This window comes from Pseudomonas sp. NPDC089408, assembly GCF_044749445.1.
Classification (GTDB): domain Bacteria; phylum Pseudomonadota; class Gammaproteobacteria; order Pseudomonadales; family Pseudomonadaceae; genus Aquipseudomonas.
This window is the reverse complement of sequence record NZ_JBIVHY010000021.1, coordinates 42,632-66,617: the sequence shown is the minus strand read 5'-3', so window position 1 is coordinate 66,617 and position 23,986 is coordinate 42,632. Positions and strand designations below refer to the sequence as shown.

At 64.4% G+C, this 23,986-nt stretch carries 11 protein-coding genes; 2 read left to right on the top strand and 9 right to left on the bottom strand.

The window, feature by feature from the left end:
* Nucleotides 1–3: 3 nt before the first annotated feature.
* Entirely contained in the window at nt 4–1,740 is a 1,737-nt protein-coding gene (locus ACIP02_RS24085; protein WP_400621605.1) for a type I secretion system permease/ATPase, read from the bottom strand.
* A gap of 520 nt (nt 1,741–2,260) precedes the next feature.
* Here ACIP02_RS24085 and ACIP02_RS24080 point away from each other — a divergent pair.
* On the top strand, nt 2,261–13,027 hold the full coding sequence (locus ACIP02_RS24080; RefSeq protein WP_400621602.1) for a peroxidase family protein: 10,767 nt from the start codon (nt 2,261–2,263) through the stop codon (nt 13,025–13,027).
* 161 nt (nt 13,028–13,188) lie between these two features.
* The gene (locus tag ACIP02_RS24075) at nt 13,189–13,815 is read left to right on the top strand and encodes a LysE family translocator (RefSeq protein WP_400621599.1); all 627 of its coding nucleotides are present in this window, start codon (nt 13,189–13,191) and stop codon (nt 13,813–13,815) included.
* Nucleotides 13,816–13,952: 137 nt separating this feature from the next.
* Here ACIP02_RS24075 and ACIP02_RS24070 read toward each other — a convergent pair whose 3' ends face one another.
* The 8 genes from ACIP02_RS24070 to ACIP02_RS24035 form a co-directional block, all read right to left on the bottom strand.
* Complete coding sequence (locus tag ACIP02_RS24070) at nt 13,953–14,249, bottom strand: chorismate mutase (RefSeq protein WP_400621596.1); 297 nt, start codon at nt 14,247–14,249, stop codon at nt 13,953–13,955.
* 53 nt (nt 14,250–14,302) lie between these two features.
* Entirely contained in the window at nt 14,303–16,720 is a 2,418-nt protein-coding gene (locus ACIP02_RS24065; RefSeq protein WP_400621593.1) for a TonB-dependent siderophore receptor, read from the bottom strand.
* Between the two features lie 95 nt (nt 16,721–16,815).
* Nucleotides 16,816–17,784 (bottom strand): FecR domain-containing protein, encoded by a 969-nt coding sequence (locus ACIP02_RS24060; protein WP_400621590.1) that lies wholly within the window; start codon nt 17,782–17,784, stop codon nt 16,816–16,818.
* Complete coding sequence (locus ACIP02_RS24055; protein WP_400621588.1) at nt 17,781–18,299, bottom strand: sigma-70 family RNA polymerase sigma factor; 519 nt, start codon at nt 18,297–18,299, stop codon at nt 17,781–17,783. Before ACIP02_RS24055 ends, ACIP02_RS24060 begins: the two co-directional genes overlap by 4 nt.
* Before the next feature lie 462 nt (nt 18,300–18,761).
* Nucleotides 18,762–19,547 (bottom strand): ABC transporter ATP-binding protein, encoded by a 786-nt coding sequence (locus ACIP02_RS24050; protein ID WP_400621585.1) that lies wholly within the window; start codon nt 19,545–19,547, stop codon nt 18,762–18,764.
* 11 nt (nt 19,548–19,558) lie between these two features.
* A complete protein-coding gene (locus ACIP02_RS24045; RefSeq protein WP_400621582.1) occupies nt 19,559–20,314 on the bottom strand; it encodes an ABC transporter permease in 756 nt (251 codons plus the stop codon).
* A 10-nt stretch (nt 20,315–20,324) separates the two neighbouring features.
* The gene (locus ACIP02_RS24040; RefSeq protein ID WP_400621579.1) at nt 20,325–21,077 is read right to left on the bottom strand and encodes an ABC transporter permease; all 753 of its coding nucleotides are present in this window, start codon (nt 21,075–21,077) and stop codon (nt 20,325–20,327) included.
* A 307-nt stretch (nt 21,078–21,384) separates the two neighbouring features.
* Nucleotides 21,385–23,832: a TonB-dependent receptor plug domain-containing protein gene (locus ACIP02_RS24035; protein ID WP_400621576.1), complete on the bottom strand. Its 2,448-nt coding sequence runs from the start codon at nt 23,830–23,832 to the stop codon at nt 21,385–21,387.
* Between the last annotated feature and the right edge of the window lie 154 nt (nt 23,833–23,986).

The window sequence follows — 23,986 nt, the reverse complement described above, 5'->3', positions numbered from 1 at the left end:
CGATCACTCCCGGGCTTTTACCGAAGCCAGCGGCGCCGCAGCGGCCGCCGGAATCACTGCGGCCTTGCGCAGCGCGTTGAACACTTCGTCGCGGCTGCCAAGCATGTGTACGCCACCGTCGCGCAGCATCAGGATCTGGTCGACGGCGCACAGCACATTGGGCCGGTGTGAAATCAGAATCACCGTGGCCCCGCGTGCCTTCAGCTCGGCCAGGGCATCTACCAGGGCCTTTTCGCCAACGTCATCGAGGTTGGCGTTGGGTTCGTCCAGCACCACCAGGTTGGGCTCGCCATACAGTGCGCGCGCCAGGGCGATGCGTTGCTTCTGGCCGCCGGACAGCGGGCTGCCGTCGGCCGCCAGGCGGGTGTCGTAGCCCTGTGGGAAGCGCAGGATCATCTCGTGCACGCCGCTGCTGCGGGCCGCGCGGATCACCGCGTCACTGTCCACTTCGGCAAAGCGCGCGATGTTTTCGGCGATGCTGCCCTCGAACAGTTCCACGTCCTGTGGCAGGTAGCCGAGCCATGGGCCCAGCTCGGCCTTGTTCCAGGTGAAGATGTCGGCGCCATCCAGGCGCACCTTGCCGGCCTGGGCTGGCCATACACCCACCAGCAGGCGGGCGAGGGTCGACTTGCCCGAGGCAGACGGGCCGATGATGCCCAGGCTGTTGCCGGCAGCCAGGCTGAAGCTCACCCCGCGTACGATGCTGGTGTTGCTGCCGGGGGCGCCGGCGATCACGTTTTCCACCGCCAGCATGCCCATCGGCCGCTGCAGTGACATGCTCGGTGGCCGCTGTGGGTAGTCTTGCAGCAGGTCGTTGAGCCGGCCCCAGGCCAGGCGGCAGCCCAGCAGCTGCTTCCACGACGCAATCACCTGTTCCACCGGGCCCAGTGCGCGGCCAGTGAGGATCGAACAGGCGATCATCATGCCGGGGGTGATCTTGCCCTCGATCGCCAGCAATGCACCGGTGCCGAGGATCAGCGACTGCAAGGTGATGCGCACGAAGCGCCCGGTGCTGCTGATCAGCGCCGCGCGGTCGGAGGCCAGGGTCTGCATCTGCAGGATGCGCAGGTGGCCCTGGTACCAGCGCTTGCCAATGGCCGGCAGCATGCCCATGGCTTCGATCACTTCGGCATTGCGCAGGTTGTTGTTGGCGTAGCTGGCTGACGACAGGGCTGCCTGGTTGGCTTCGGCCAGTGGCGTTTGCGTGGCCTTTTCGGTGAGGTAAGCGAGGAACACCAGTATCAGCGAACCGATCATCGTCACCAGCCCCAGCCAAGGGTGGATCAGGTAGCAGACCAGCAGGTAGATCGGCGTCCAGGGCGCATCGAAGAAGGCGAACAAGCCGTTGCCGGTCAGGAACTGCCGCACTTGCGCCAGGTCCTGCAGGGCCTGTGCCGGGTTGCCGCCAGCGCGGCTCAGGTTGCGCTCGAACGCGGCGCTGAAGATGCGCCGGTTAAGGTCCATGTCCAGGCAGTTGCCAACCCGGACCAACACGCGGGTGCGGATCATCTCCAAGGCCGACATCAGCAGGAACAACCCCACCACCAGCACGGTGAGCATGGCCAGGGTGGTGACATTGCGGCTGACCAAGGCGCGGTCGTACACCTGCAGCATGTACACCGCTGGCGTCAACATCATGACGTTTATCACGCCGCTGAACGCGGCCAGGGCGTAGAAACTGCGGCGCAGGCGAAAGAGTGTGTCAGCGAGTTCGGAGCGGGATCGCGGCGGCTTTTGCATCGAAGGCCTCCCTTTTCACAAAACGGGAAGCCCTTGCGGCGCCCCGTACAGCGGTAGTCGTGGCTTCTGAGCGGCTCGCAGGCGGCTAGGCCACCGCGGCCTTGTTATAAGCAGCAGCGTAGGTTGCAGCGAAACATCCTGTAATATCTTTTTGCTCTATAAAATCTTTGAACTTTTTATAAGTCTCCTGAAAACAGCGAGTTGCAACGCATTATCATTGCAGGTCGATATTTTTGACGGGATATTGACAAGCTTTTCGCCTGCGACTTTAGTCTGATGTATTCGGCCCCTGCGTGAGCTGGGAGCGATGCACGTGCGTTACACCGCTGTATCGCACTGTTTACACGGTTCCCTCTGCTTCAACGGGAACCGGCTTGCCGGCGATGAGGCCCGCGGCGTCAGCATGAGACCGCCCAGCAGCCCCAGAACCCATCACCAGAAACTGCGCACGTCATACCTGACTGGGCGCGGGAAGGACCCTGTTGCCCTGTGATTTCTCCCGACATCGAGGGCAATTGAAATGGCCAATTTCAGCAAGTCGGACCTGGAATTCATCCTCAAGCAAATCTTCATCGCCGAAGCCCATGCCGCAGGCACCAGCCTGATCGACCTGCTGCCCAACAGCCAGGTACCATTCGGCCTGCGCACCGTGGATGGCAGCTACAACAACCTGGTGGCAGGGCAGAGCGAGTTCGGCGCCGCTGATAATTCGTTCCTGCGCCTGCTCGATGCCTCGTACCGCGCCAACTATGTCGGCACCGGCACGGTCACCGATACGCAACCGCGTACCATCAGCAACCTGATCGTCGACCAGACGGCGAACAACCCGGCCGCCGTCGAGGCCAATGGCGGCGCGGCCCCGGTGATGAGCCCAGGCATCGACGGGGTTTTTGGTACCGCCGACGACAAGCCGGTGTTCTTCATCCCCAACGTCTCGCCGGACGTCGGCCTGACCGCCGGCTTCAACGCCTGGATGACCTTCTTCGGCCAGTTCTTCGACCACGGCCTGGACTTGGTCACCAAAAGCAACAGCGACATCGTGTTCATCCCGCTGCTGCCGGACGACCCCCTGTACAAAGCCAATAGCCCGACCAACTTCATGGTGCTACCGCGCGCCGTGCGTACGGCCGGTGCCGATGGCGTGCTAGGCACCGCCGACGATGGCCAGCCCAACACCACCTCGCCGTTTGTCGACCAGAGCCAGACCTACAGCTCGCACCCGTCGCACCAGGTGTTCCTGCGCGAGTACACGCTCAACGCCGCTGGCGACCCGGTGGCTACCGGGCGGCTCATCACCAACCGCGACCTGGGTGCCGATGGCAAGTTCGGCACTGGCGACGATGGCAACAGCGAAAACGGCGGCATGGCCACCTGGGCGGTAGTCAAGGCCCAGGCCCGTGACCTGCTGGGTATCAACCTGACCGATGCCGACGTGCACAGCGTGCCGCTGCTGGCCACCGACCCCTATGGCAACTTCCTGCGTGGGCCCAATGGCATGCCGCAGGTGGTGATGCGCGTGAACAATGGCGCCGATGGTATCGCGGGCACCGCCGACGACGTCACCACGCTGGTTGAAGGTAACCGCGCCGCGCCCATCAGCCTGGCCAATGCCGTGAGCACCGGTCATGGTTTTCTCGATGACATTGCCCACAATGCCGCGCCCGTGGTGGTCGGTGGGGTGCTGCAGGCCGACGCCGATACTGCCATCGGCAACGCACAGCCTGTGGGGCAGGGCGGCAACAACCTGACCTACGACAACGAACTGCTCGACGCCCACTACATCGCTGGCGATGGCCGGGTGAACGAGAACATCGGCCTGACTGCCGTGCACCATGTGTTCCATTCCGAGCACAACCGCCTGGTGCAGCAAACCAAGGACACCCTGCTGGCTGCCGGTGACCTGGCGTTTCTTAACGAATGGCTGATCGATGACGTCAGCGCCATCCCCACCACGCCCGCCGGCATCGCCGCGCTGGTGTGGGACGGCGAGCGGCTGTTCCAGGCTGCCAAGTTCGGCACTGAAATGCAGTACCAGCACCTGGTATTCGAAGAGTTCGCCCGCACCATCCAGCCGCAGATCGACGAGTTCCTTGCGCCCAACGGCTACGACACTTCGATCAACCCGGCGATACTCGCCGAGTTCGCCCATGTGGTGTACCGCTTCGGCCACTCGATGCTGACCGAAACCGTCGACCGTTTCGATGCTGACTTCGACACGGTAAACGGCGACCCGCAACTGGGCCTGATCGCTGCCTTCCTCAACCCGCTGGCGTTTGCCGAAAGTGGTGCCACTGCCGACGAAGCGGCCGGCGCGATCATTCGCGGTGTCACCCGCCAACTGGGCAACGAAATCGACGAATTCGTCACCGAAGCCCTGCGCAACAACCTGCTCGGCCTGCCGCTGGACCTGCCGGCGTTGAACATCGCCCGTGGCCGTGACACCGGTATCCCCAGCCTCAATGAGGCGCGTCGCGAGTTCTACGCCGCCACCGGTGACAGCCAGCTCAAGCCCTACATCAGCTGGGTCGACTTTGCCGACCACCTCAAGCACCCAGCATCGCTGATCAACTTCATCGCCGCCTACGGCAGCCACAGCAGCATCACTGCGGCCACCACCGAAGCAGCCAAGCGCGCGGCCGCAGTGGCGCTGGTGCTGGGCGGCGACGGCGCGCCGGCTGACCGCCTGGACTTCCTCAACGGCACTGGCGCCTGGGCCAATAACGCCGGGGTGACCATTACCGGTGTCGATGCCATCGACTTCTGGGTCGGCGGCCTAGCCGAAAAGAAAATGCCCTTTGGCGGCATGCTCGGTTCCAGCTTCAACTTCGTTTTCGAAACCCAGCTGGAAGCCCTGCAGAACGGTGACCGGTTCTACTACCTGTCGCGCACGGCGGGCATGAACTTCGGCACGGAGCTTGAGAACAATTCGTTCGCCAAGCTGATCATGCTCAACTCCGACGTCACCCACCTGTCCAACACGGTGTTCCTCACGCCCACCTTCACCCTCGAAGTGAACCAGGCTAACCAGTTCACCGGCCTGGGCGCCGACGGCCGCGCTGACCCGACTGGCGGCATCATGATCAACGGCGTCGAACTGGTGCCGCTGGTGATCCGCGACAACCCCGATACGGTTGGGCCAGACAGCAACTACCTGCACTACACCGGCGAAGACCACGTGGTGCTGGGCGGCACCTCTGGCAACGACATCATCATCTCCGGTGACGGCGACGACACCGTCTACGGCGATGCCGGCGACGATGTGCTGGAAGGCGGCGCGGGCAATGACGCGGTGCTCGGCGGCGCAGGCGACGACATCATTACCGATTCGTTCGGTGACAACCGCCTGGAAGGCAACGCCGGCAACGACGTGATCGTTGCCGGCAGCATGCTGGCGGCCGGCAACCTGATCCTCGGTGGCGATGGCCAGGACTTCATCATCACCACCGAAGACATCAGCACCACCTTCGGCGGCCAGGGCGATGACTTCATTCTCGGTGCCAAGACCAACCTGCCACCCACCGGCAACGAGGGTGACGACTGGATCGAGAAGGGCACCCAGGACGGTGCGCCCGGCGACAACTTTGCGCCGCTGCTGGGTGACGAAGTGGTCGGCAACGACATCTTCGTCGGTGGCGGCGGCTTTGACGAAATGATCGGCGAGGGCGGCGACGACATCTTCGTCGGCAGTGATGCCCAGGACAAGATGGACGGCATGTCCGGCTTCGACTGGGTGACCTACAAGAATGACCAGATGGGCGTTACCGTCGACCTGAGCCTGGCCGCCCTGGCCCAGCCCCATGGCAATGCGCCGAACCAGAACGCCGGGGTATTCAACCCGGTCGGTGCATCGCCGGCCTCCATCCTCGACCGCTTTGCCGAGGTGGAAGGGGTGTCCGGTTCGAAGTTCGCCGACGTGCTCAAAGGCGATGACGTCGATGCCGTGACCATCCTCAACCATGGTGGCGCCACGGGCAGCGCCCTGACCAACGTCGACCTGATCCACGGCTTGCGGCAGTTCCTGACCGATGCCGGCCTGCCAACCAGCGGCTTTGCCACCGGCAACATCATGCTGGGCGGCAACGGCAGTGACCTGATCGAAGGCCGTGGCGGCGATGACCTGATTGACGGCGACAAGTGGCTGAACGTGCGCATCGCGGTGTACGCCCCAGGCGACGTCAACCACACCGGCCCGGAAATCGCCAGCTTCGACAGCATGGTCGACATGATCCCGTTCATGCTCGACCGCACCTACAACCCCGGCCAGCTCAAGGCTGTGCGGGAAATCCTGCCCGGCACCTCGACGGGCGGCGCGGCCTTCGACACCGCGGTGTTCACGGGGGTGCAGAGCGAGTACGTAGTCACCCAGAACGACAAGGGTACGGCCGATACCGCCGACGATGTGTGGACCGTGACCGACACCGTGGCCGGCCGTGACGGCGTCGATACCCTGCTGCACATCGAGCGCCTGCAGTTCGCCGACAGCCAGCGCGTGCTGGTGCAAGGGGTGAACGCACAGCCCACCGGCAGCCCCACCGTAACCGGTGGCAACGCGGGTACCATCACGGTGGGCGACATGCTCACCGTCAGCGTGGCCGGCGTGCGCGATGCCGACAACATTGGCACCGGCAACCCGCTGGGTACGCTGGCCAACAGCTCTGTGTCCTATTACTGGCAGTTCGAGGCCGACCCGGGCAGCGGTGTGTTCCAGGACATCATATTGCTGCCCGCCGGCGACCTGGCGTTCCAGAGTGCCGACGGCACCTCGTTCAAGGTCTCGCCAGACCTGGCCGGCCTGAACTTGCGGGTCAAGGCCATTTACCAGGATGCCCACGGCACCACCGAAGTGCTGTTCTCCCAGCCCACCGGTGCCGTGCTGCCGGGCGCGCCGGTGGTACCGACACCGGCCGTGCCGGTGGTGGATGCCAGTGACGGTGGCGCAGGCCTGCACATGGTCCGTTCCGACCTCAACTTCATCCTCGCGCAAATCAAGATCGCCGAGGCCGATGCCCACGGCCAGGACATCCTCTCGCTGATCCCCAACATCCGCGCGCCGCTGGGCCTGCGCGCGGTGGATGGTTCGAACAACAACCTGATGAACCTCAACGGCAACAACCACACCCAGTACGGTGCTGCCGACAACGTGTTCCCGCGCCTCGCCGACCCGGTATTCAACCCGGCAGAAGGCGCGCCGGCAGGCTTCTTCGGCCCTGGCTCGCCAGCCATTCCGGGCTCTTCGTACCAGCAGACCAACGGCCCGGTGTTCGATTCGCAGCCGCGTACCATCAGCAACCTGATCGTCGACCAGACCTCGAACAACCCGGCGGCCTATGCCACCGCCTATGACCCGGGCCTGAACGGCAAGCTGGACTTCGGCGCGCAAGGCAATGACGACGTGCTCAAGGACGGCGTACGCGTTGTCGCCAGCCCGGGCATGGATGGCCAGTTCGGTACCGCTGACGACCATGACGTGTACCTGTTCGAGAACACCGCCGCCGATGCCGGGCTGTCCGCGCCGTTCAATGCCTGGATGACCTTCTTCGGGCAGTTCTTCGACCATGGCCTGGACCTGGTCACCAAGGGCGGTTCGGGCACCATCTACATTCCGCTCAAGCCTGACGACCCGCTGTATGTGCAGAACGGTTTCACCAACTTCATGGTAGTGACCCGTGCCACCAACCTGCCGGGCGCCGATGGTGTACTCGGCACGGCCGATGACATCCACGAGCACACCAACACCACCACGCCGTTTGTGGACCAGAACCAGACCTACAGCTCGCACCCCTCGCACCAGGTGTTCCTGCGCGCGTACATGATGACGGCCAATGGCCCGGTCGCTACCGGCCAGCTGATCACCAACCGCGACCTGGGCGCCGATGGCAAGTTCGGTACTGCCGATGACCACGAAATCGGCGGCATGGCCACCTGGAAGGTGGTCAAGGCACAAGCCCGTGACCTGCTCGGTATCAACCTGACCGACGCCGACGTCGACAACGTGCCGCTGCTGGCCACCGACGCCTATGGCAACTTCATCAAAGGGCCGCACGGCTACCCGATGGTAGTGATGAAGGGGGCCGACGGCATCGCCGGTACTGCCGATGACCAACAAATAGAGGGCAACCCGCTGGCGCCGATCAGCCTGGTCAACGCCGTACGCACCGGCCATCAGTTCCTGGCCGACATTGCCCACAATGCCGTGCCGGTGTTCAGTGCTGGGGCATTGGCGCCGGATGCCGACAACGTTGCTGGCAACGCGGTACCGGTCAACCCGAATACCGGGGCCAACCTGTCCTACGACAACGAACTGCTGGACGCGCACTACATCGCCGGTGATGGCCGGGTCAACGAGAACATTGGCCTGACCGCCGTGCATGCGATCTTCCACGCCGAGCACAACCGGCTGGTGGCACAGACCAAGGACACCGTGCTTGATTCGAAGGACCTGGCCTTCCTCAACGAATGGCTGCTCAACCCGGTCACCGCGCTGCCCACCACCCAGGCCCAGGTCGACGCCCTGGTGTGGAACGGCGAGCGGCTGTTCCAGGCGGCCAAGTTCGGCACCGAAATGCAGTACCAGCACCTGGTGTTCGAAGAGTTCGCCCGTACCGTGCAACCACGGGTCGACCTGTTCTTCGCCCCGACCCAGGTGTACGACGTCGACCTCGACGCCTCGATCGTCGCCGAGTTCGCCCATACCGTGTACCGCTTTGGCCACTCGATGCTGACCGAGACCGTCGACCGTTTCGACATCGACTTCAACGTCATCAAGGACCCGTCCAGTGCCAACCCCGACCAGCAACTGGGGCTGATCGCGGCGTTCCTCAACCCGCTGGCCTATGCCGCCAGTGGCGTTACCCCCGAGGACGCCACCAGCGCCATCGTGCGGGGGGTCACCCGCCAGGCCGGCAACGAAATCGACGAGTTCGTCACCGAGGCGCTGCGCAACAACCTGCTTGGCCTGCCGCTGGACCTGCCGGCCATCAACATCGCCCGTGGCCGCGACGTCGGCATCCCCTCGCTGAACGCCTTGCGCCGTGATATCTACGGGCAAACCGGCGATACCCAGCTCAAGCCGTACACCAGCTGGGTTGACCTGGTGCAGCACCTGAAGCATCCGGAGTCACTGATCAACTTCATCGCCGCCTACGGCACCCACAGCAGCATCACCGGGGCTACCACACTGCTGGAAAAACGTGCTGCGGCCATGGCCCTGGTGTTCGGCGGCAATGGTGCGCCGGCCGACCGCCTGGACTTCCTCAACAGCAGCGGCGCCTGGGCCAACAAGACCTTGGCCGGCAAGGATGGCGTACTGGGCACCGTCGATGATTTGAAAGGGGTGACCATCACCGGGGTCGATGCCATCGACCTGTGGATCGGTGGCCTGGCCGAAGAGAAAACCCCGTTCGGCGGCATGCTCGGCACCACCTTCAACTTCGTGTTCGAGAACCAGATGGAGAAACTGCAGGACGGCGACCGCTTCTATTACCTGGAACGCACCGCCGGCCTGTCGATGAACGCCGAGCTGGAAAGCAACTCGTTCGCCAAGCTGATCATGGCCAACACCTCGGCCACGCACCTGCCGGGCCTGGTGTTCTCCGACCCTGGCTTCTACCTGGAGCTTGACCAGAGCAAGCAGTACAACGATGGCCTGGGCAATGCCGACCCGCTGGGCGAAAACGGCCAGCAGGTGGTGTTCCGTGACAGCCCGCTGACGGTTGGCCCGGACAGCAACTACATCCGCTATGCCGGTACCGAGCATATTGTGCTGGGCGGTACCAATGGTGACGATATCCTGGTCTCCAGCGAGGGTGACGACACGGTGTGGGGCGATGCCGGCAACGACCGCATCGAAGGTGGCGACGGCAATGACCAGCTGCGCGGCGGTGCCGGTGACGACATCATCAGCGACATGGGCGGTGACGACAACATCCAGGGCGGCGACGGCAACGACGTGCTGCACGGCGGTAACGGCATCAACCTGATCATCGGCGGTTTCGGCAACGACTTCATCGTTACGGGTGAGGATGCCTCCGAAGCCATTGGCGGCCAGGGCAATGACTTTATCCTCGGCAGCAAGGCCAACGAGCAGGACATGGGCAACGAAGGCGACGACTGGATCGAGAAGGGCACTTCGGACGGCGCGCCCGGCGACAACTTCGACCCGCTCGGCAACGACCCGATCATCGGCAATGACGTGTTCATCGGCGGCAACGAGAACGACAAGTTCAACGGTGAAGGCGGCGACGACATCATGGTCGGCAGCCTGGGCTTCGGCGACCGCTACATCGGCGGCTCGGGTTATGACTGGGCAACCTTCAAGGACCTCGCCCAGGGCGTGACCATCGACTACAGCGATCGCTTCTTCGATGTACCGCCGGTACCGGGCTCTGGCGCTTCGGCGCTGGTGCGCTTCGACATCATGGAAGGCCTGTCGGGTTCGGCGCATGGCGACTTCCTGCGCGGTGACAACGAAGACGCCACCTCACTGCCTACCGCTGGCGCGACGGGCAGTGTGCTGACCAACATCAGCCTGATCGACGGCCTGGCCGGCTTGCTGGCTGCTGGCGCGACGTTCTACGACGGCGGCAACATCATCCTCGGCGGCAGCGGCAGCGACCTGCTCGAAGGCCGTGGCGGGGACGACATCCTCGACGGTGACAAGTGGCTGAACGTACGCATCAGCGTACGCGCCAACCACGACGGCAGCGGCCCGGAAATCGCCAGCTTCAACAGCATGGAGCCGATGGTGCCGTTCATGCTCAATGGCACCTACAACCCGGGCCAACTGGTGATCGTGCGGGAAATTCTCAGCGGTACCGACAACTACGACACCGCGCTGTTCTCGGGGGTGTCCACCGACTACAACGTGGTGGTCGATGGCAACTCGGTGACCGTCACCGACCTGGTGGCCGGGCGTGATGGTGTCGATCACCTGACTGGCATCGAGCGGCTGCAGTTCTCGGACACTGCGCGGGCCTCTGGCGTGGGCACTGCGGTGAACGCAGGCCCTTCGGGGCACCTGGTGATTCTCGATGCAGCCAGCGGCGTACGGGACGACACACCGGTCAGCGGCCAGTTGCTGAAAGTCACCAACCTGGCGGTGCACGATGCCGACAACGCCAGCGCGGCCAATGCCAGCGGTGCCGTCAACGGCCCGATCGCCTACTACTGGCAGGTCGAGCGCCTGCCAGGTTCGGGGGTGTACGAAGACATCACCTCCGTCGCGGCCGGCGAGGTTTCGCGGGCCATCGGCAGCACCTACCGGGTGACCGACGATGTGGCCGGCCTGAGCATCCGCGTACGTGGGGTGTACCAGGACGCCAAAGGCACGCTGGAAATCGTCGACTCGTCGCCAAATAGCGCGCCGAGTGCCGGCCCTACAGTGACCGGGCTGCTGCGCCAGAACCAGACGCTCACCGCCAACCCGGCAACCATCGTCGATGCCGATGGCCTGAGCAACCCGCAGTTCAGCTTCCAGTGGCAGTCCAACCGCGGTGTCGGCTGGGTCAACATTGCTGGTGCCATTGGCAGCACCTTTGTCCTGACCCAGGCGCAAGTGGGGCAGAACATGCGGGTGGTGGTCAGCTACGAGGATGACTTTGGCGTACAGGAAAGTGTCGCCTCCGATATCCTCGACCCGGTGGCCAACGTCAACGACGCCCCGACCGGTGCGGTGCTGATCAGCGACACCACCCCCGACCAAGGGCAGACGCTGACCGCGCTCACGGGGGCCATTGCCGACCTGGACGGCCTGGGTGCCTTCACCTTCCAGTGGCAACAGGGCACTGGCGGCACCTTCGCCAACATCGCCGGTGCTACCGCTGCCACCTTCACCCCGGGCTTTGCCCAAGGCAACCAGCAGCTGCGGGTGATCGTGCGCTACACCGATGGCTTCGGCACCCTGGAGTCGTTGACTTCGGCAGCCACCGCAGCGGTGACAGTGCCACCTGGCGTGGTGCTGGTCGGTACCAACGGTGCCAACACGCTGACCGGTGGCGCGGGCAACGACATCATCTCGGGCCTGGGTGGCAATGACATCCTCAATGGCCTGGGTGGCGCCGACCAGCTGTTTGGTGGTGTCGGCAACGACACCCTCAACGGCGGTGACGACCCCGACCTGCTCAACGGCGAGGACGGCAACGACATCCTCAATGGCGGGCTGGGTGCGGACGTAATGATCGGCGGAGCCGGCAACGATACCTTCGTGGTCGACAACGCTGGCGACACGGTCACCGAGGCGCTGAACGGCGGTACCGACCTGGTGCAGACCAGCTTGGCAAGCTACACCCTGGGTGCCAACGTCGAGAACCTGACCTACACCGGCAGCAGCGCCTTTACGGGTACTGGTAATGCTTTGGCCAACACCATCACCGGTGGCGCTGCCAACGACCTGCTCAACGGCGGTGCAGGGGCTGACCGCCTGGTGGGTGGCGTCGGTAACGACACCTACGTGGTGGATAACGTCGGCGATGTGGTGGTCGAGGCTACGGGGGCAGGTACGGACCTGGTACGTACCACGCTGGCCAGCTATACCCTGGTCAACAACGTAGAAAACCTGACCTATACCGGGGCGGGCAACTTCACCGGTGTCGGTAATGGCCTGGCCAACATCATCAATGGCGCGGCAGGTAATGACACGCTCAGTGGTGACGGTGGCAACGACGTCCTCAATGGCAATGCCGGCAACGACACGCTCAACGGCGATGCGGGTAACGACCAGCTGTTCGGCGGCCTGGGCGCCGACCGCCTGAACGGTGGCGGGGGGGATGACCGCCTGGATGGCGGTGACGGCAACGACACGCTGCTGGGCGATGCCGGTAACGACACGCTGAACGGTGGTGCTGGCGATGACAGCCTGGACGGTGGCAACGGCAACGACACCCTGCAGGGCGGCGATGGCAACGACACGCTGTTTGGTGATGTTGGCAATGACACCTTGCTCGGCGGCGCCGGCAACGACTTCCTCAACGGTGCAGCAGGCAACGACACGGTCACGGGTGGTGCCGGCAACGACACCATGATGGCCACTGACGGCAACGATGTGTTCCAGTTTGCGGCCGGTTTCGGCAACGACCTGATCATCAACTTCGATGCCATCGCGGCGGGTGGCCAGGACCGGCTGGATATCACCGCCCTCAACATCACCGCGGCCACCTTTGCTGCCAGCGTGATCATCGCCGATGTTGGCGCGGATACACTGGTCAGCATCGGCGCGGCCGACTCCATCCGCCTGGTGGGGGTGGCGGATGCGACCACGGTGACCGCAGCGGACTTCATCCTGGCGGGTTGAGGGCCTGAGGGATAAGCTGTTGCTTCAAATGCAGGGGCTGCTGCGCAGCCCATCGCGACACAAGGCCGCTCCTACAGGGGATCGCTTAATTCCTGTAGGAGCGGCCTTGTGTCGCGATGGGCCGCAAAGCGGCCCCGTTCACTCGCGAAAGGAGTCGCCGCATGTTTCCCCTCGATACCTGGCTGATGTACACCCTGGCCTGCGTCCTGCTGGTCCTTGCCCCCGGCCCCGATAACCTGCTGGCCATCGGTCGAGGCCTGACCCAGGGCAGGGCTGCCGCGATTGCCTCGGGGTTCTCCTCCGGTGCCGGCATCCTGTTCCACGTCGCCGCCGCCGCCCTGGGCCTCACGCTGTTGATGCAGACGTCCGCATTGGCATTCCTGGCTGTCAAGCTGGTGGGGGCGGGCTACCTGATCTGGCTGGGCATCAAGGTGCTGCGCAGCCGTAACCTGTTCAGCTTCCAGCCCGCGGCGCGGCAGCCATTGTCGACCATCTTCCTTACCGGCTTCCTGTCGGCGGCGCTCAACCCCAAGCCGGGGTTGTTCGTGCTGGCCTTCATCCCGCAGTTCGTCGACCCGCAGCGCGGCTCGGTGACCGTGCAGATGCTGGTGTATGGGGTGTGGTTTGCCTTGCTCACGGCCGTCGGCTTTGCCCTGATGGGCGTGTTTGCCACGGTGCTGACCGGCTTCCTGCGCGCCCGGCCCAGGCTGGTGAATGGCCTGAACCTTGGGGCAGGGGCCACGTTTGTGGCGTCGGGTGTGTCGATTGCGGCGCTTGGGCAAAAGTGACATTGGGGCTGCTGCGCAGCCCATCGCGCAGAGAGCTGAGTTCGCAAGCGGTCCGCATACCCTGTTAACTCAATGAGTTATATGCAGTTGTATGAGCGCGGTCTTGTGTCGCGATGGGCCGCAAAGCGGCCCCCGGCTTACTTGCCAGTCAACCCTGCATGCACCTGCAGCTCTTCATCGATAAACGCCGCGATCATCGCCCGGTACACCCGCTCCACCACCTCCGGCGAAGCCCCGGTTTCCTCGGCAATCCCGCGCACCTTGGCAATTACCTGCTCGACCCGCGCCGGTGCGCGCACGTCATCGGTGGTTTTCTTGAAGGCCGCTGCCTGGGCCACCCACTGACCGCGCCGGGCGAGCAGGGTGACCAGGTCGCGGTCGATGTGATCGATGCGCGAGCGAACTTCTTCAATCGATGTGCAACGTACGTCCATGTGTGCAACTCCTTGAGGGTGGTGCAGGACAGTAGCACAGCACATCAGTTGGCTCAGAAGTCATAACGCAGGTTCAACGTGGCGTTCCTCGGCGCCCCGTAGTGGCCATAGTTGCCCGCCAGGCCGGCGTAGTATTTCTTGTCGAAGAGGTTTTCGACATTGACAGTAGCGGCCAGGTTTTCGCTGAGCTTGTAACGCGCCATCAAGCATGCCACGGCATAGTCTTCCTGGGTGATACGGGTGCTGCGTGTGGTGACCAGTGACTGTTTGGAGTTCCAGTTCACACCACCGCCAACGGTCAGGCGCTGCCATTCACCCGGCAAGCGGTAGGTTGACCACAGCCGAAATGTATCCAGCGGCAGTTGCGGTGTCAGGCGGTCGCCTTGGGCGTTCTCCGTGCGTGAATGGCTATACCCGGTATGCACGTTCCAGCCGTTGGCCACCTCTCCGGAAAGCTCCAGATCAATACCCTTGGTCTGGGCGCCGCTTACTGCGCGTGATGCCGTTGAGTTCGGTTCACCAGGAATGGCAAAGCCAGTGTCGTCTTCGGCAAAGTTGTCCCGTTTGATCAGGTAGATCGCCGCGCTGGCGTTGAGCCGGCCTTCGTAAAATTCACCTTTCCAACCCATTTCGTAGTTGTTGCCAGTGACGGGGTCCAGCACCTTGCCGGTCCGGTCCCGGGCGGTCTGCGGCTTGAAGATGTCGGTGTAACTGGCGTACAGCGATTGATCGGCAGTCAGGTCATAGATCAGCCCCATGTAGGGTACGACTTCACCCGTCTCCTGCAGGTTGGACGGCCTGTCGAAACCGCTGGGCAGCGAAACCTGGTGGGCGTCGTAGCGGTAGTCGGTGGTCCGCGCGCCCAGAATCAGGTGCAGGTCATCGGTAAAGTTGAGCCGGGTGGCAGCAAAGTAGCCGGTTTGACGGATATTGACGTCGTAATCCAGCACAGGGGTGTAGCTGCCTGGCTGCGGTATGCGGTTGCCCCAGGTGAAGAAGTTGAACGTTGGCGAACCCGCCGACCCGGTCAGGTGGTTGTTGCGGTAATCCAGGTAATCGAAGCCTACGATCAGGTCATGGGATTGCCCAAGCAGCTCGAACGGGCCCTGCAAGGTAACGTTCATGCCGCGCTGCACCTGATGCGCCTCGACTTCCAGCAGGTCGAGGGTGGCTTGGCCCGTAGCCTGGTCGAGGGTAGCCACGCCGGCACCGGTGCGATAGAACGCAGAAAGCGAGTCGCGATCAACGTCCATGTAGTTGGCCGCCAGTTTCAGTTGCCAGCCGTTGGCAAGCTCCTGGTCCAGGCCAAAAGAGTAGTTCTTGGTCGTGTAGTCCTCATACATCCAGCGCGGGCCACTGCTGGTCGAGCGGGAGAAGTCAGTCGGCTGGCCGTTGCTGTAGAACAATGGTACACCGGGGGCACCGTTGGCGTTGTAGGTCTGGTAGTCCACCCCCAGGCGCGCGGTGGTGGTGTCGGTAAGGTCCGCTTCAAGCACGCCGTACAACAGGTCACGGTCCTGGCTGTACCAGTCCATGAAGCTGTGATTGTTCTGCTTGGCGGCCACCAGCCGACCGCGCAGTTTGCCACCTTCGACCAGCGGGCCGGAAACGTCAGCCTCGGTGCGGTAGTAGTCCCAGGAACCGACGCCAGCCTGTATGTAGGACTGGAACTCGTGTGTGGGGCGCTTGCGTACCATGTTCACCACGCCATTCGGTTCTCCCGCACCGGTCATCAGGCCCGTAGCCCCGCGCACGATCTCCACACGGTCGAAGATGGCCATGTCCATCAGCGTGCTGGGCATGTTGCGGGTCAGGTATTCCTGGACGGTATTGACCCCGTCGAGCTGGTAGGTGCTGATTTCGGAACCACGCGAATAGATGTGAAAGCGCTCGCCGCCGTCCTGGGACATGGTGATGCCCGGGTTCTGTTTGAGCACATCGGTGATACTGGCCAGATGCTGGTCGTCCATCTGCTGGCGGGTGACCACACTGATGCTCTGCGGCGTCTCCCGGATCGACAGGTTCATCTTGGTCGCCGTACTGGTCACTCCGGTGGTGTACGACCCGGTGCCTTCGGTGGTAGCGCCCAGCCCGACACTGTTCACATGCGTCGCCGACAGCTCCATGGCGCCGCTTTCTTCACTTGGCGGAAGGATGAACCAGCGCTCGTCGCTTTCGCGCATCACCCGCAGGCCACTGCCCGACAACAGCGCCCGCAACCCTTCGTCCACCCCGTACACGCCCTCCAGGCCCGGCGACTTGCGGCCTTGGGTGGCGGCCGGGTCGAACGACAGCACAATGCCGGCCTGGGTGGCGAAGCGGGTCAGCGCCTGGCCCAGGTCGCCCTGGCCGATGTGGTACTCACGGGGTGTGGATTCAGCCAAGGCAGGGGTGGCAGCGAGCAGCGCCGACACCAGCAGGGCATTGCGGATACCGGCCGCCAGCGGGCGGAGCGGATGATGCGTTTTCATGGAGGGCTTCTCTTATGTTGGCAAGCGGGTCATGCACCCGTTACCCCTGAGTCGGATGAGAAAGAGAAGAAATCTCATCGCTGCGCAAAAAAATTTCACGCGCCGGGCAACGCGCTGACCGTCACCCAGTAGCGGGTGCGCCGTACGATGCTTACCGGCAAAACGCTGGTGATCGCGCGCAGGGCCTTGTCGCTGTCGTCTACCGGGAAGGTGCCGCTTACCCGCAACCCGGCTACCGCCGGGTCGCAGCGTAACCAGCCGCTGCGGTAACGGCCCAGTTCGGCGAGCAGCGTGTCCAGCCGCTGCTCATTGGCCACCAGCAGGCCCTGGGTCCAGGCATCCTGTTCGTCAGCCAGTTGCCGTACCGGTGCTGCACCGGCCGCAGAGAAGTGGCTGTACTGCCCGGGTTGCAGCAGCAGCGGAGCGCCGTGCAGAGGGGCGATACGCACCTGATGCTCGAACACCGCCACCTGCGTCTGCCCACCCAGCAGGCGCACCGAAAAGCGCGTGCCCAGGGCCTGCACCCGACCATGCGCGGTCTGCACGAAGAACGGCCGGCCCGCCGCATCGCCTGCAGTCGTGACCATCACCTCACCGCGACGCAACTGGATCAGCCGCTGTTGCGCGTCATAGCGCACATCCGCAGCGCTGTCGGTGTTGAGCATCAGTTGGCCGCCATCGGCCAGGGCAACGGGCAGGCGCAGGCCCACCTGGGTGTGGTAGTCAGCAAGCCAGGCGCCGTTTTCGAACTGCTCGACACCCAGCCAGCCCAGGCTGCTGCCACCGAGCATCAATGCCACGCCCTTTAGCACGCTGCGCCGGCTGTTCTGTTGGGCCTGGCCGGCCAGGTCCAGGGTGCGCCCGGCCACTGCAGCGGGCACGCCTTGCAGGCGTTGCTGCAGGCGCTCGATCTGCGCCCAGGCCCACTGGTTGGCTGTGGCCTGTTGCAGCCACTGTTGCCAGCCGAGGTGGTCTTGCGGCCCGGCCGAGCCGCTCTGCAGCAGGGTGTACCACTGCACCGCCTGCTCCAGTGCTGCGCGCTGCGCCGGGTCGGTCAGGCTCATTGCAGGCCTGCTTCGAAGCTGAACAGCAGGCAATGGTGCAGCGCCTTGGCCATGTGCCGGTTGACCGTGGACAGCGAGATGCCCAGTTGCTCGGCGATGGCCTTGTACGGCATGCCCTCCAGTTGCGACAGCAAGAACGCCCGGCGCACTTCCGGCCCCAGCCCGGCCAGCATGGTGTCCAGTTCGCACAGGGTTTCCAGCAGTACGGCGCGGTCCTCTTCAGAGATAACCAGCGCCTCGGGCTGTTCGGCCAGGGTCTGCAGCCAGGCCCGCTCCAGGCGCGCGCGGCGGAAGTGGTCGATCATCAGCCGACGAGCGATGGTGGCCAGGTAGCCCTTGGGTTCACGAACGGCTTGCAGGCGTTCGGCAGCATTGTCTGCCGTGAGGATACGCACGAATACATCCTGAACCATGTCGGTGGCCAGGTGCTGGCAGCTGAGCCGCGGTTGCAGCCAGTTGCGCAGCCAGCGGTGGTGGTCACGGTAAAGGCCATCGACCTGGGCGTGTGCATCCATGCAGGGCTTTTTCATTCGGTCCGCAGCGGTACTTAAATAGGAATATTTATCATTATGGTGCTGGTCGCGGGAGCGAGACAAGGGGTATGCAAGGGTTTTTAGGGGTGTTCGTCTTGAGAGGTTTGGTGCCTGTGAGATTGAGCGCCGCCCGCGCGGCGCTTCGCGGCGCAAGGCCGCTCCCACATCTGTTTCGGGCCAGTCTCTTCTGTGGATTTACCTTTGTCCGCCTTGTTTGTTCCCTTCAATATCGAAGGTTGCACAACTGCTCTTCTTCAATCTCCAGTCATGCTCCAAGGGTGCGCGCGCCTCCGCCACAGGAATAATTGGCCCGAAACAAATGTGGGAGCGGCCTCGTGCCGCGAAGCGCCGCGCGGGCGGCGCTCGATTTGCGCACCACCTCAAAACCCAAGACAGACACCCGCTGCCCCAAGTACCCCTGGCATTCGCTCAGGGCAGCGCCGCTCAGTGCCCCACCAATTCCCCCAGCAATCGCTGCTTATACCCCTGCAACACCTGGCTATCGCGCTGACGCGGATGCGGCAGGTCAATGCGCAGGTCTTCGCGAATCCGCCCCGGGTGCGCGTCCATCACGATCACCCGGTCACCCAGGTACAGCGCTTCTTCGATGTCATGGGTCACCATGATCACCGTGCAGCGCTCCTGCACCCAGATGCGCTGCAACTCCTGCTGCAGGCGCACCCGGGTCAGGGCATCCAGCGCGCCCAGTGGTTCGTCCAGCAATAGCACCTTGGGCTTGTTCACCAACGCCCGGGCAATTGCCGCGCGCTGGGCCATGCCGCCGGAAAGCTGGTGCGGGTAGGCCTGCTCGTAGCCGCTCAGGCCCACCAGCGCGATATGTTCTGCCACCAGCCGGTTTTTTTCGGCGGCCGGCAGCGCATGGTTCTTCAAGGCCAGGGCAATGTTCTGCTGCAAGGTCATCCACGGGAACAGGCGGTGGTCCTGGAACACGATGCCGCGCTCCAGGCCCGGCCCGCACACGGGGTGCTGGTCCAGCAGGATCTGCCCCTGGTAGTCCTGGTCGAGGCCGACGATCAGCCGCAGCAGGGTCGACTTGCCGCAGCCGCTGGCGCCGAGAATGCTGACGAACTCGCCGGGGCGGATGTCCAGGTCGATGCCTTCGAGCACCGGCACCGGTTTGCCCTTGAGCGGGTAGGCCTTGCTCAGGCCGCGAATGGTCAGGGCGCCGGTGCTGGCGCTGGTGGGTAGAGCGTGGGCGATGGCGTTCATGGTCGGGCCTTTCAACGGGTAGGGCGCCAGCGCAGCAGGCGGCGGGTAAGCAGGGAGCACAGCCAGGACATCAGGTAGCCACACAGGCCGATGCACAGCACGCAGACGACGATGATTTCCATGCGTGCGGCCGCTTCGGCATTCATCATCAGGCTGCCAAGGCCGGCCCCGGCGGACAGGAACAGCTCACTGCCCACCGACGTCACCCAGGCGAAGGCCAGGGCTTGCAATACCCCGGCGGCAATACCTGGCAGGGCGGCGGGCAGCAGGATCAGCCACAGTTGCTGCCAGCGGCTGAGCATCAGCACCTGTGCGGCTTCACGGTGCTGGCCAGCCACCTGGCGCAGGCTTTCGAAGGTATTCAGCACCATCGGGTACAACGCCGCCAGGCTGACGATCAGCAATTTGGCGCCTTCGCCGTTACCCAGCCACAAGGCAATCAGCGGGATCCAGCCCAGCATCGGTACCTGGCGCAGGGCGTGGAACAGCGGCGCAATCAAGCGGTTGGCCGGTGCGCACAGGGCCATCAGCGCCCCCAGGCCAATGCCGCCGCCTATGCCGATGGCCAGGCCGCTGCAGGTGCGCAACAGGCTCGCCCACAGGTTGACCAGCAGTTCACCGCTGGCCAGCAGTTCGGCCAGTGCCGTGCCCACCTGCGCCAGCGGCACAAAGGCATAGGCGCCAGCCGCGCTCTGGCGAGAGGCATATTCCCAGGCGCCGAGCAGCAGTAGCGGCAACACCAGCCCACGTAAATCGTGCAGTTTCATCACAGCCTCCTTAGCGGCTTTGCCAGGCCGACAGGCGCCGCTCCGCGCGGCGCAGGGTGAAGTCCAGGGTGAAGCCGATCAGCCCGGTCAGCACCACGCCGACCATCACCACATCGATACGCAGCATCTGCCGCCCCATCTCGATCATCTGCCCCAGGCCACTGTCGGCCGCCAGTAGCTCGCAGGCGACCAGCACCACCCAGGCACGGGTCAGCGCCACGCGTATGCCGGTGACAATCGCCGGTACTGCAGCGGGCAGGGCGATCCGGCCCACCAGCGTCGGCCAGCGCAGGCGGTATACCGCCGCTACTTCGAAATGGCTGCGCGGGATGGCGCGGATGCCTTCACAGGTGGCCAGCGCCACCGGAAAGAACGCGGTCTTGGCAACGATCACCACCTTGAAGGTTTCGTCAACGCCAAACAGCAGCACGAACATCGGGATCAGGGCGATGCTCGGCACCTGGCGCAGGGTGTGGAACAGCGGGGCGCAGTAGGCCTCCACGGTGTTCGACAAGGCCAGCGCTGCGCCAAAACCAAGGCCGGCCAGCGCGCCGCCGGTAAAGCCCAAGGCCAATCGCGACAAGCTGCCGGCCAGGTGCTCCTGCAATTCGCCGCTGGCCAGCAGCTCAGTGAGGCTGAGCCACACCTCCTGCGGCGGGACCAGCAGGTTGGCCGGGAACAGCCCGGCGTTGGCGATCACTGCCCAGAGGGTGAGCAGGGCCAGCGGGGAGATGAACCAGGAAAGGGGGAAGAGCACGCGCATGGCTGGCCTTGAGGGAGCAGAGGGTAGAGGGGGTATCGCAAGAGCTGTGCCAGCCTGAGCATGGCCTGATTTACAGGGTTGGAGGGAGAGGGTGGTGCTGCAGCAGCAGCGGGGTGCTGCCATGGCAACAGTCAGTCAGCAGTGTCGCTCAAAGGCTGTCGCGGTCTTTGTAGGAGCGGCCTTGTGTCGCGATGGGCCGCAGAGCGGCCCCTGCAATTTATGCGGAAAAGCTGAAATTTTGGGGCCGCTCTGCGGCCCATCGCGACACAAGGCCGCTCCTACATGAGCCGTGCAAGCCGGCCCTGGATCAGAAATCGTAACTCACGCTGGTGTAGTAAAACGCCCCCTGCGCCCCCTCCGGGCTGGTAATGGAGTACTTCGGCACCCCATACAACTGCGCGCCCTCCAGCTTGTCCGGGTGGCTGTCGAACAGGTTGATCGCGCCCGCCGACAAGGTCAGGCCCAGATCGAAGCGGTACGACACGTCCAGGTCGGTCACCCACTGCGGGCTGAAGGTCTGGTCCAGTGCCGGGTTGGCAGCATTGCGGCTCTGCCACTCGCCATAGCGGCGCTGGGCCACGGTGACGCTCCAGCCGTCATACAACCAGTTGGCGCTGAGGGTCAGCTTGTCCTTGGGTGTGCCGTCCTCGATCAGGCCCTGGGTGTTGCGGCCGATGATCTGGTTGCCGGGGATGCTGCCCACGTCGTCCAGCCCGGTGATGCGGGTGTTGTTGCGCGCGTAACCGCCGTTGAAGTCCAGCCGCCCCCAGCCGGCCAAGTCCAACTGGTAGTGGCCGGCCAGTTCGAAACCGTCGGTGCGGGTGTCGGCGATGTTGGTGTAAAACGCCGCGCTCTGGATGTTGGCGTAGGGCGTGCCGGCGAAGATCGGGCCCACCACCGCAGCCGGCAGCTGGTCGGACAGGGTGATGCGGTTGTCGATGTCGATGCGGTAGGCGTCGAGGGTGACCGAGGCATTGGGCAGTGGCCGCCACACCAGGCCCACGGAGAAGTTGGTCGACTCTTCAGGCTTCAGCGCCTTGCCACCCAGCAACGCGGCCTCCGGGCTGTCGGCGCGCAGCGTGCGCTGCTGCACCTCGACCCAGTTGCCGCTGCCCGGTGGCTGCTCCACCACTTGCACGCTGAACGACGACAACCCGCTCTGCACCAGCGACGGTGCTCGGTAGCCGGTGCTGGCACTAGCCCGGGCGGCAATCTCGGGGGTGAAGTCGTAGCGCAGCGACAGCTTGCCGTTGGTGGTGTCGCCAAAGTCTGAGTAATGCTCGCTGCGGACCGCCACGCCCGCCTGGAATTTCTCGGTGAGCTGGGCTTCGACGTCGAAGTAGGCGCCGATCACCCGGCGGTCCAGCGACACGGCATCGACCTGGGTGATGCCCGAGTAGTAACCCGGAATGCGCCGGCCAGTGACCGGGTCGAGGGTGTTGAACAACGGCCCGTTGGACCAGCCGGCAGCGTCGCCCTCGCTGAGGTCGTAGTTCTCCTGGCGCCAGGCCAGCCCGGCAGACACGGTCAACGGCTTGAACAGCCAGTCGTTGGCGAAATCGCGGGTCCAGTCCAGGGTCAGGTTGGTCTGGTCGGCTTCGCGGCGGCCGGTGTAGATGGTCGACGGGCTGGCCGTGCCCCAGCTGGGGTTGATAGCATCGCGGTCGGTGGAGTCGACGCGGTTGTTGCCGTAGTTCAGCGCCAGGTCGAACTTGCCCAGCGTCTGGTCCTCGAAGCGCAGTCCACCGGTGACGGCAAAGTCTTCCAGGCCGTAGCGGGTGACCGGCAGGCGGCCGTCCGGGTAGCGCGCCAGGGCCACGCTGCCGTAGTTGCTGCGCAGGGTGGTGGGCGGGTCGAAGAAGTTCTCGGCGTCGGTGTTCTTGTGCGCGTAGGTGGCAAAGCCGTAGGCGCTCAGGCCCTCACCCACGCCCATTTCGGCGTTGGCGGTGAAGTTGTACTGGTCCGAGACATTACCCGAGCCCCAGCGCCAGTTGCGGTAGCGGTTGTTCTGCTCGCGCGGGGTGTCGATGCTGGTAGAGCCTGGGTAGAACAGGCGGTTGTCGTCGCGGGTATCGCTGGCCGGGTCCTGGCTGCCGGCGTCGAAGGCCAGGGTCAGGAAGCCGTCGTTGGGCAGGGCAAGGCCCTTCCAGCCGCTGAGCTTGCGTTGCAGACCGTCGCCTTTCTTGTAGCCGCCGAAGCGGTAGCCGGCATTGCCGCCTTCGTCGCGCTCCTTGAGCACAATGTTGATCACCCCGGCGATGGCATCCGAACCGTACTGGGCGGCGGCTCCGTCGCGCAGGATTTCCACCCGTTCGATGGCTGATAACGGGATCAGGCTGAGGTCCACTGCCGCCGCACCACGGGCATTGACCAGGCCCTGGCGGGTAACGTTGGCGCTGGTATGGCGGCGCTTGCCGTTGACCAGCACCAGCACCTGGTCGGAGGCCAGGCCGCGCAGTGAGGCGCCCTGGGCGATGGAGCCGGCGAAGGCGCCTTGTGGCGATTGCGGGAAGCTGAACGAAGGTGACAGCGCAGTGAGCGCGGCGGACAGGTCGCTGGCGCCGGTTTCCTGGAGTTTTTCGCCGCTCAGCACATCAACCGGGGCGGCACTTTGCAGGGCGGTGACGTCGCTGCGGTGGGTGCCGACCACGACCACGGTGTCTAGGCGGTCGTTGCTTTCGGCGGCAAAAGTGGGCACGGCGAGGCCGGCGATGGCCAGGGCGATGGCGCTGGACAAGGGGGTGTGGTGGGGCATGGGGTAATCCTTGTGGACGGCGTGGGGCCATTGGGGCTGCTGCGCAGCCCATCCGACCGGTCCGGCGCTCCGGCAAGGCCGCTCCTACACAGGGAACGCGCTCTCCTGTAGGTGCGGCCCAGCCCGCGCGCCCGCCCCGGGGGGTGGGGCCAAA

What these genes read in the sequence shown, in the direction of transcription:
- ACIP02_RS24045 (WP_400621582.1), bottom strand. Translation starts at nt 20,314, where the DNA reads ATGAAACTGCACGATTTACGTGGGCTGGTGTTGCCGCTACTGCTGCTC.
- ACIP02_RS24075 (WP_400621599.1), top strand. Translation starts at nt 13,189, where the DNA reads ATGTTTCCCCTCGATACCTGGCTGATGTACACCCTGGCCTGCGTCCTG.
- ACIP02_RS24040 (WP_400621579.1), bottom strand. Translation starts at nt 21,077, where the DNA reads ATGCGCGTGCTCTTCCCCCTTTCCTGGTTCATCTCCCCGCTGGCCCTG.
- ACIP02_RS24050 (WP_400621585.1), bottom strand. Translation starts at nt 19,547, where the DNA reads ATGAACGCCATCGCCCACGCTCTACCCACCAGCGCCAGCACCGGCGCC.
- ACIP02_RS24035 (WP_400621576.1), bottom strand. Translation starts at nt 23,832, where the DNA reads ATGCCCCACCACACCCCCTTGTCCAGCGCCATCGCCCTGGCCATCGCC.
- ACIP02_RS24080 (WP_400621602.1), top strand. Translation starts at nt 2,261, where the DNA reads ATGGCCAATTTCAGCAAGTCGGACCTGGAATTCATCCTCAAGCAAATC.
- ACIP02_RS24060 (WP_400621590.1), bottom strand. Translation starts at nt 17,784, where the DNA reads ATGAGCCTGACCGACCCGGCGCAGCGCGCAGCACTGGAGCAGGCGGTG.
- ACIP02_RS24070 (WP_400621596.1), bottom strand. Translation starts at nt 14,249, where the DNA reads ATGGACGTACGTTGCACATCGATTGAAGAAGTTCGCTCGCGCATCGAT.
- ACIP02_RS24085 (WP_400621605.1), bottom strand. Translation starts at nt 1,740, where the DNA reads ATGCAAAAGCCGCCGCGATCCCGCTCCGAACTCGCTGACACACTCTTT.
- ACIP02_RS24065 (WP_400621593.1), bottom strand. Translation starts at nt 16,720, where the DNA reads ATGAAAACGCATCATCCGCTCCGCCCGCTGGCGGCCGGTATCCGCAAT.
- ACIP02_RS24055 (WP_400621588.1), bottom strand. Translation starts at nt 18,299, where the DNA reads ATGGATGCACACGCCCAGGTCGATGGCCTTTACCGTGACCACCACCGC.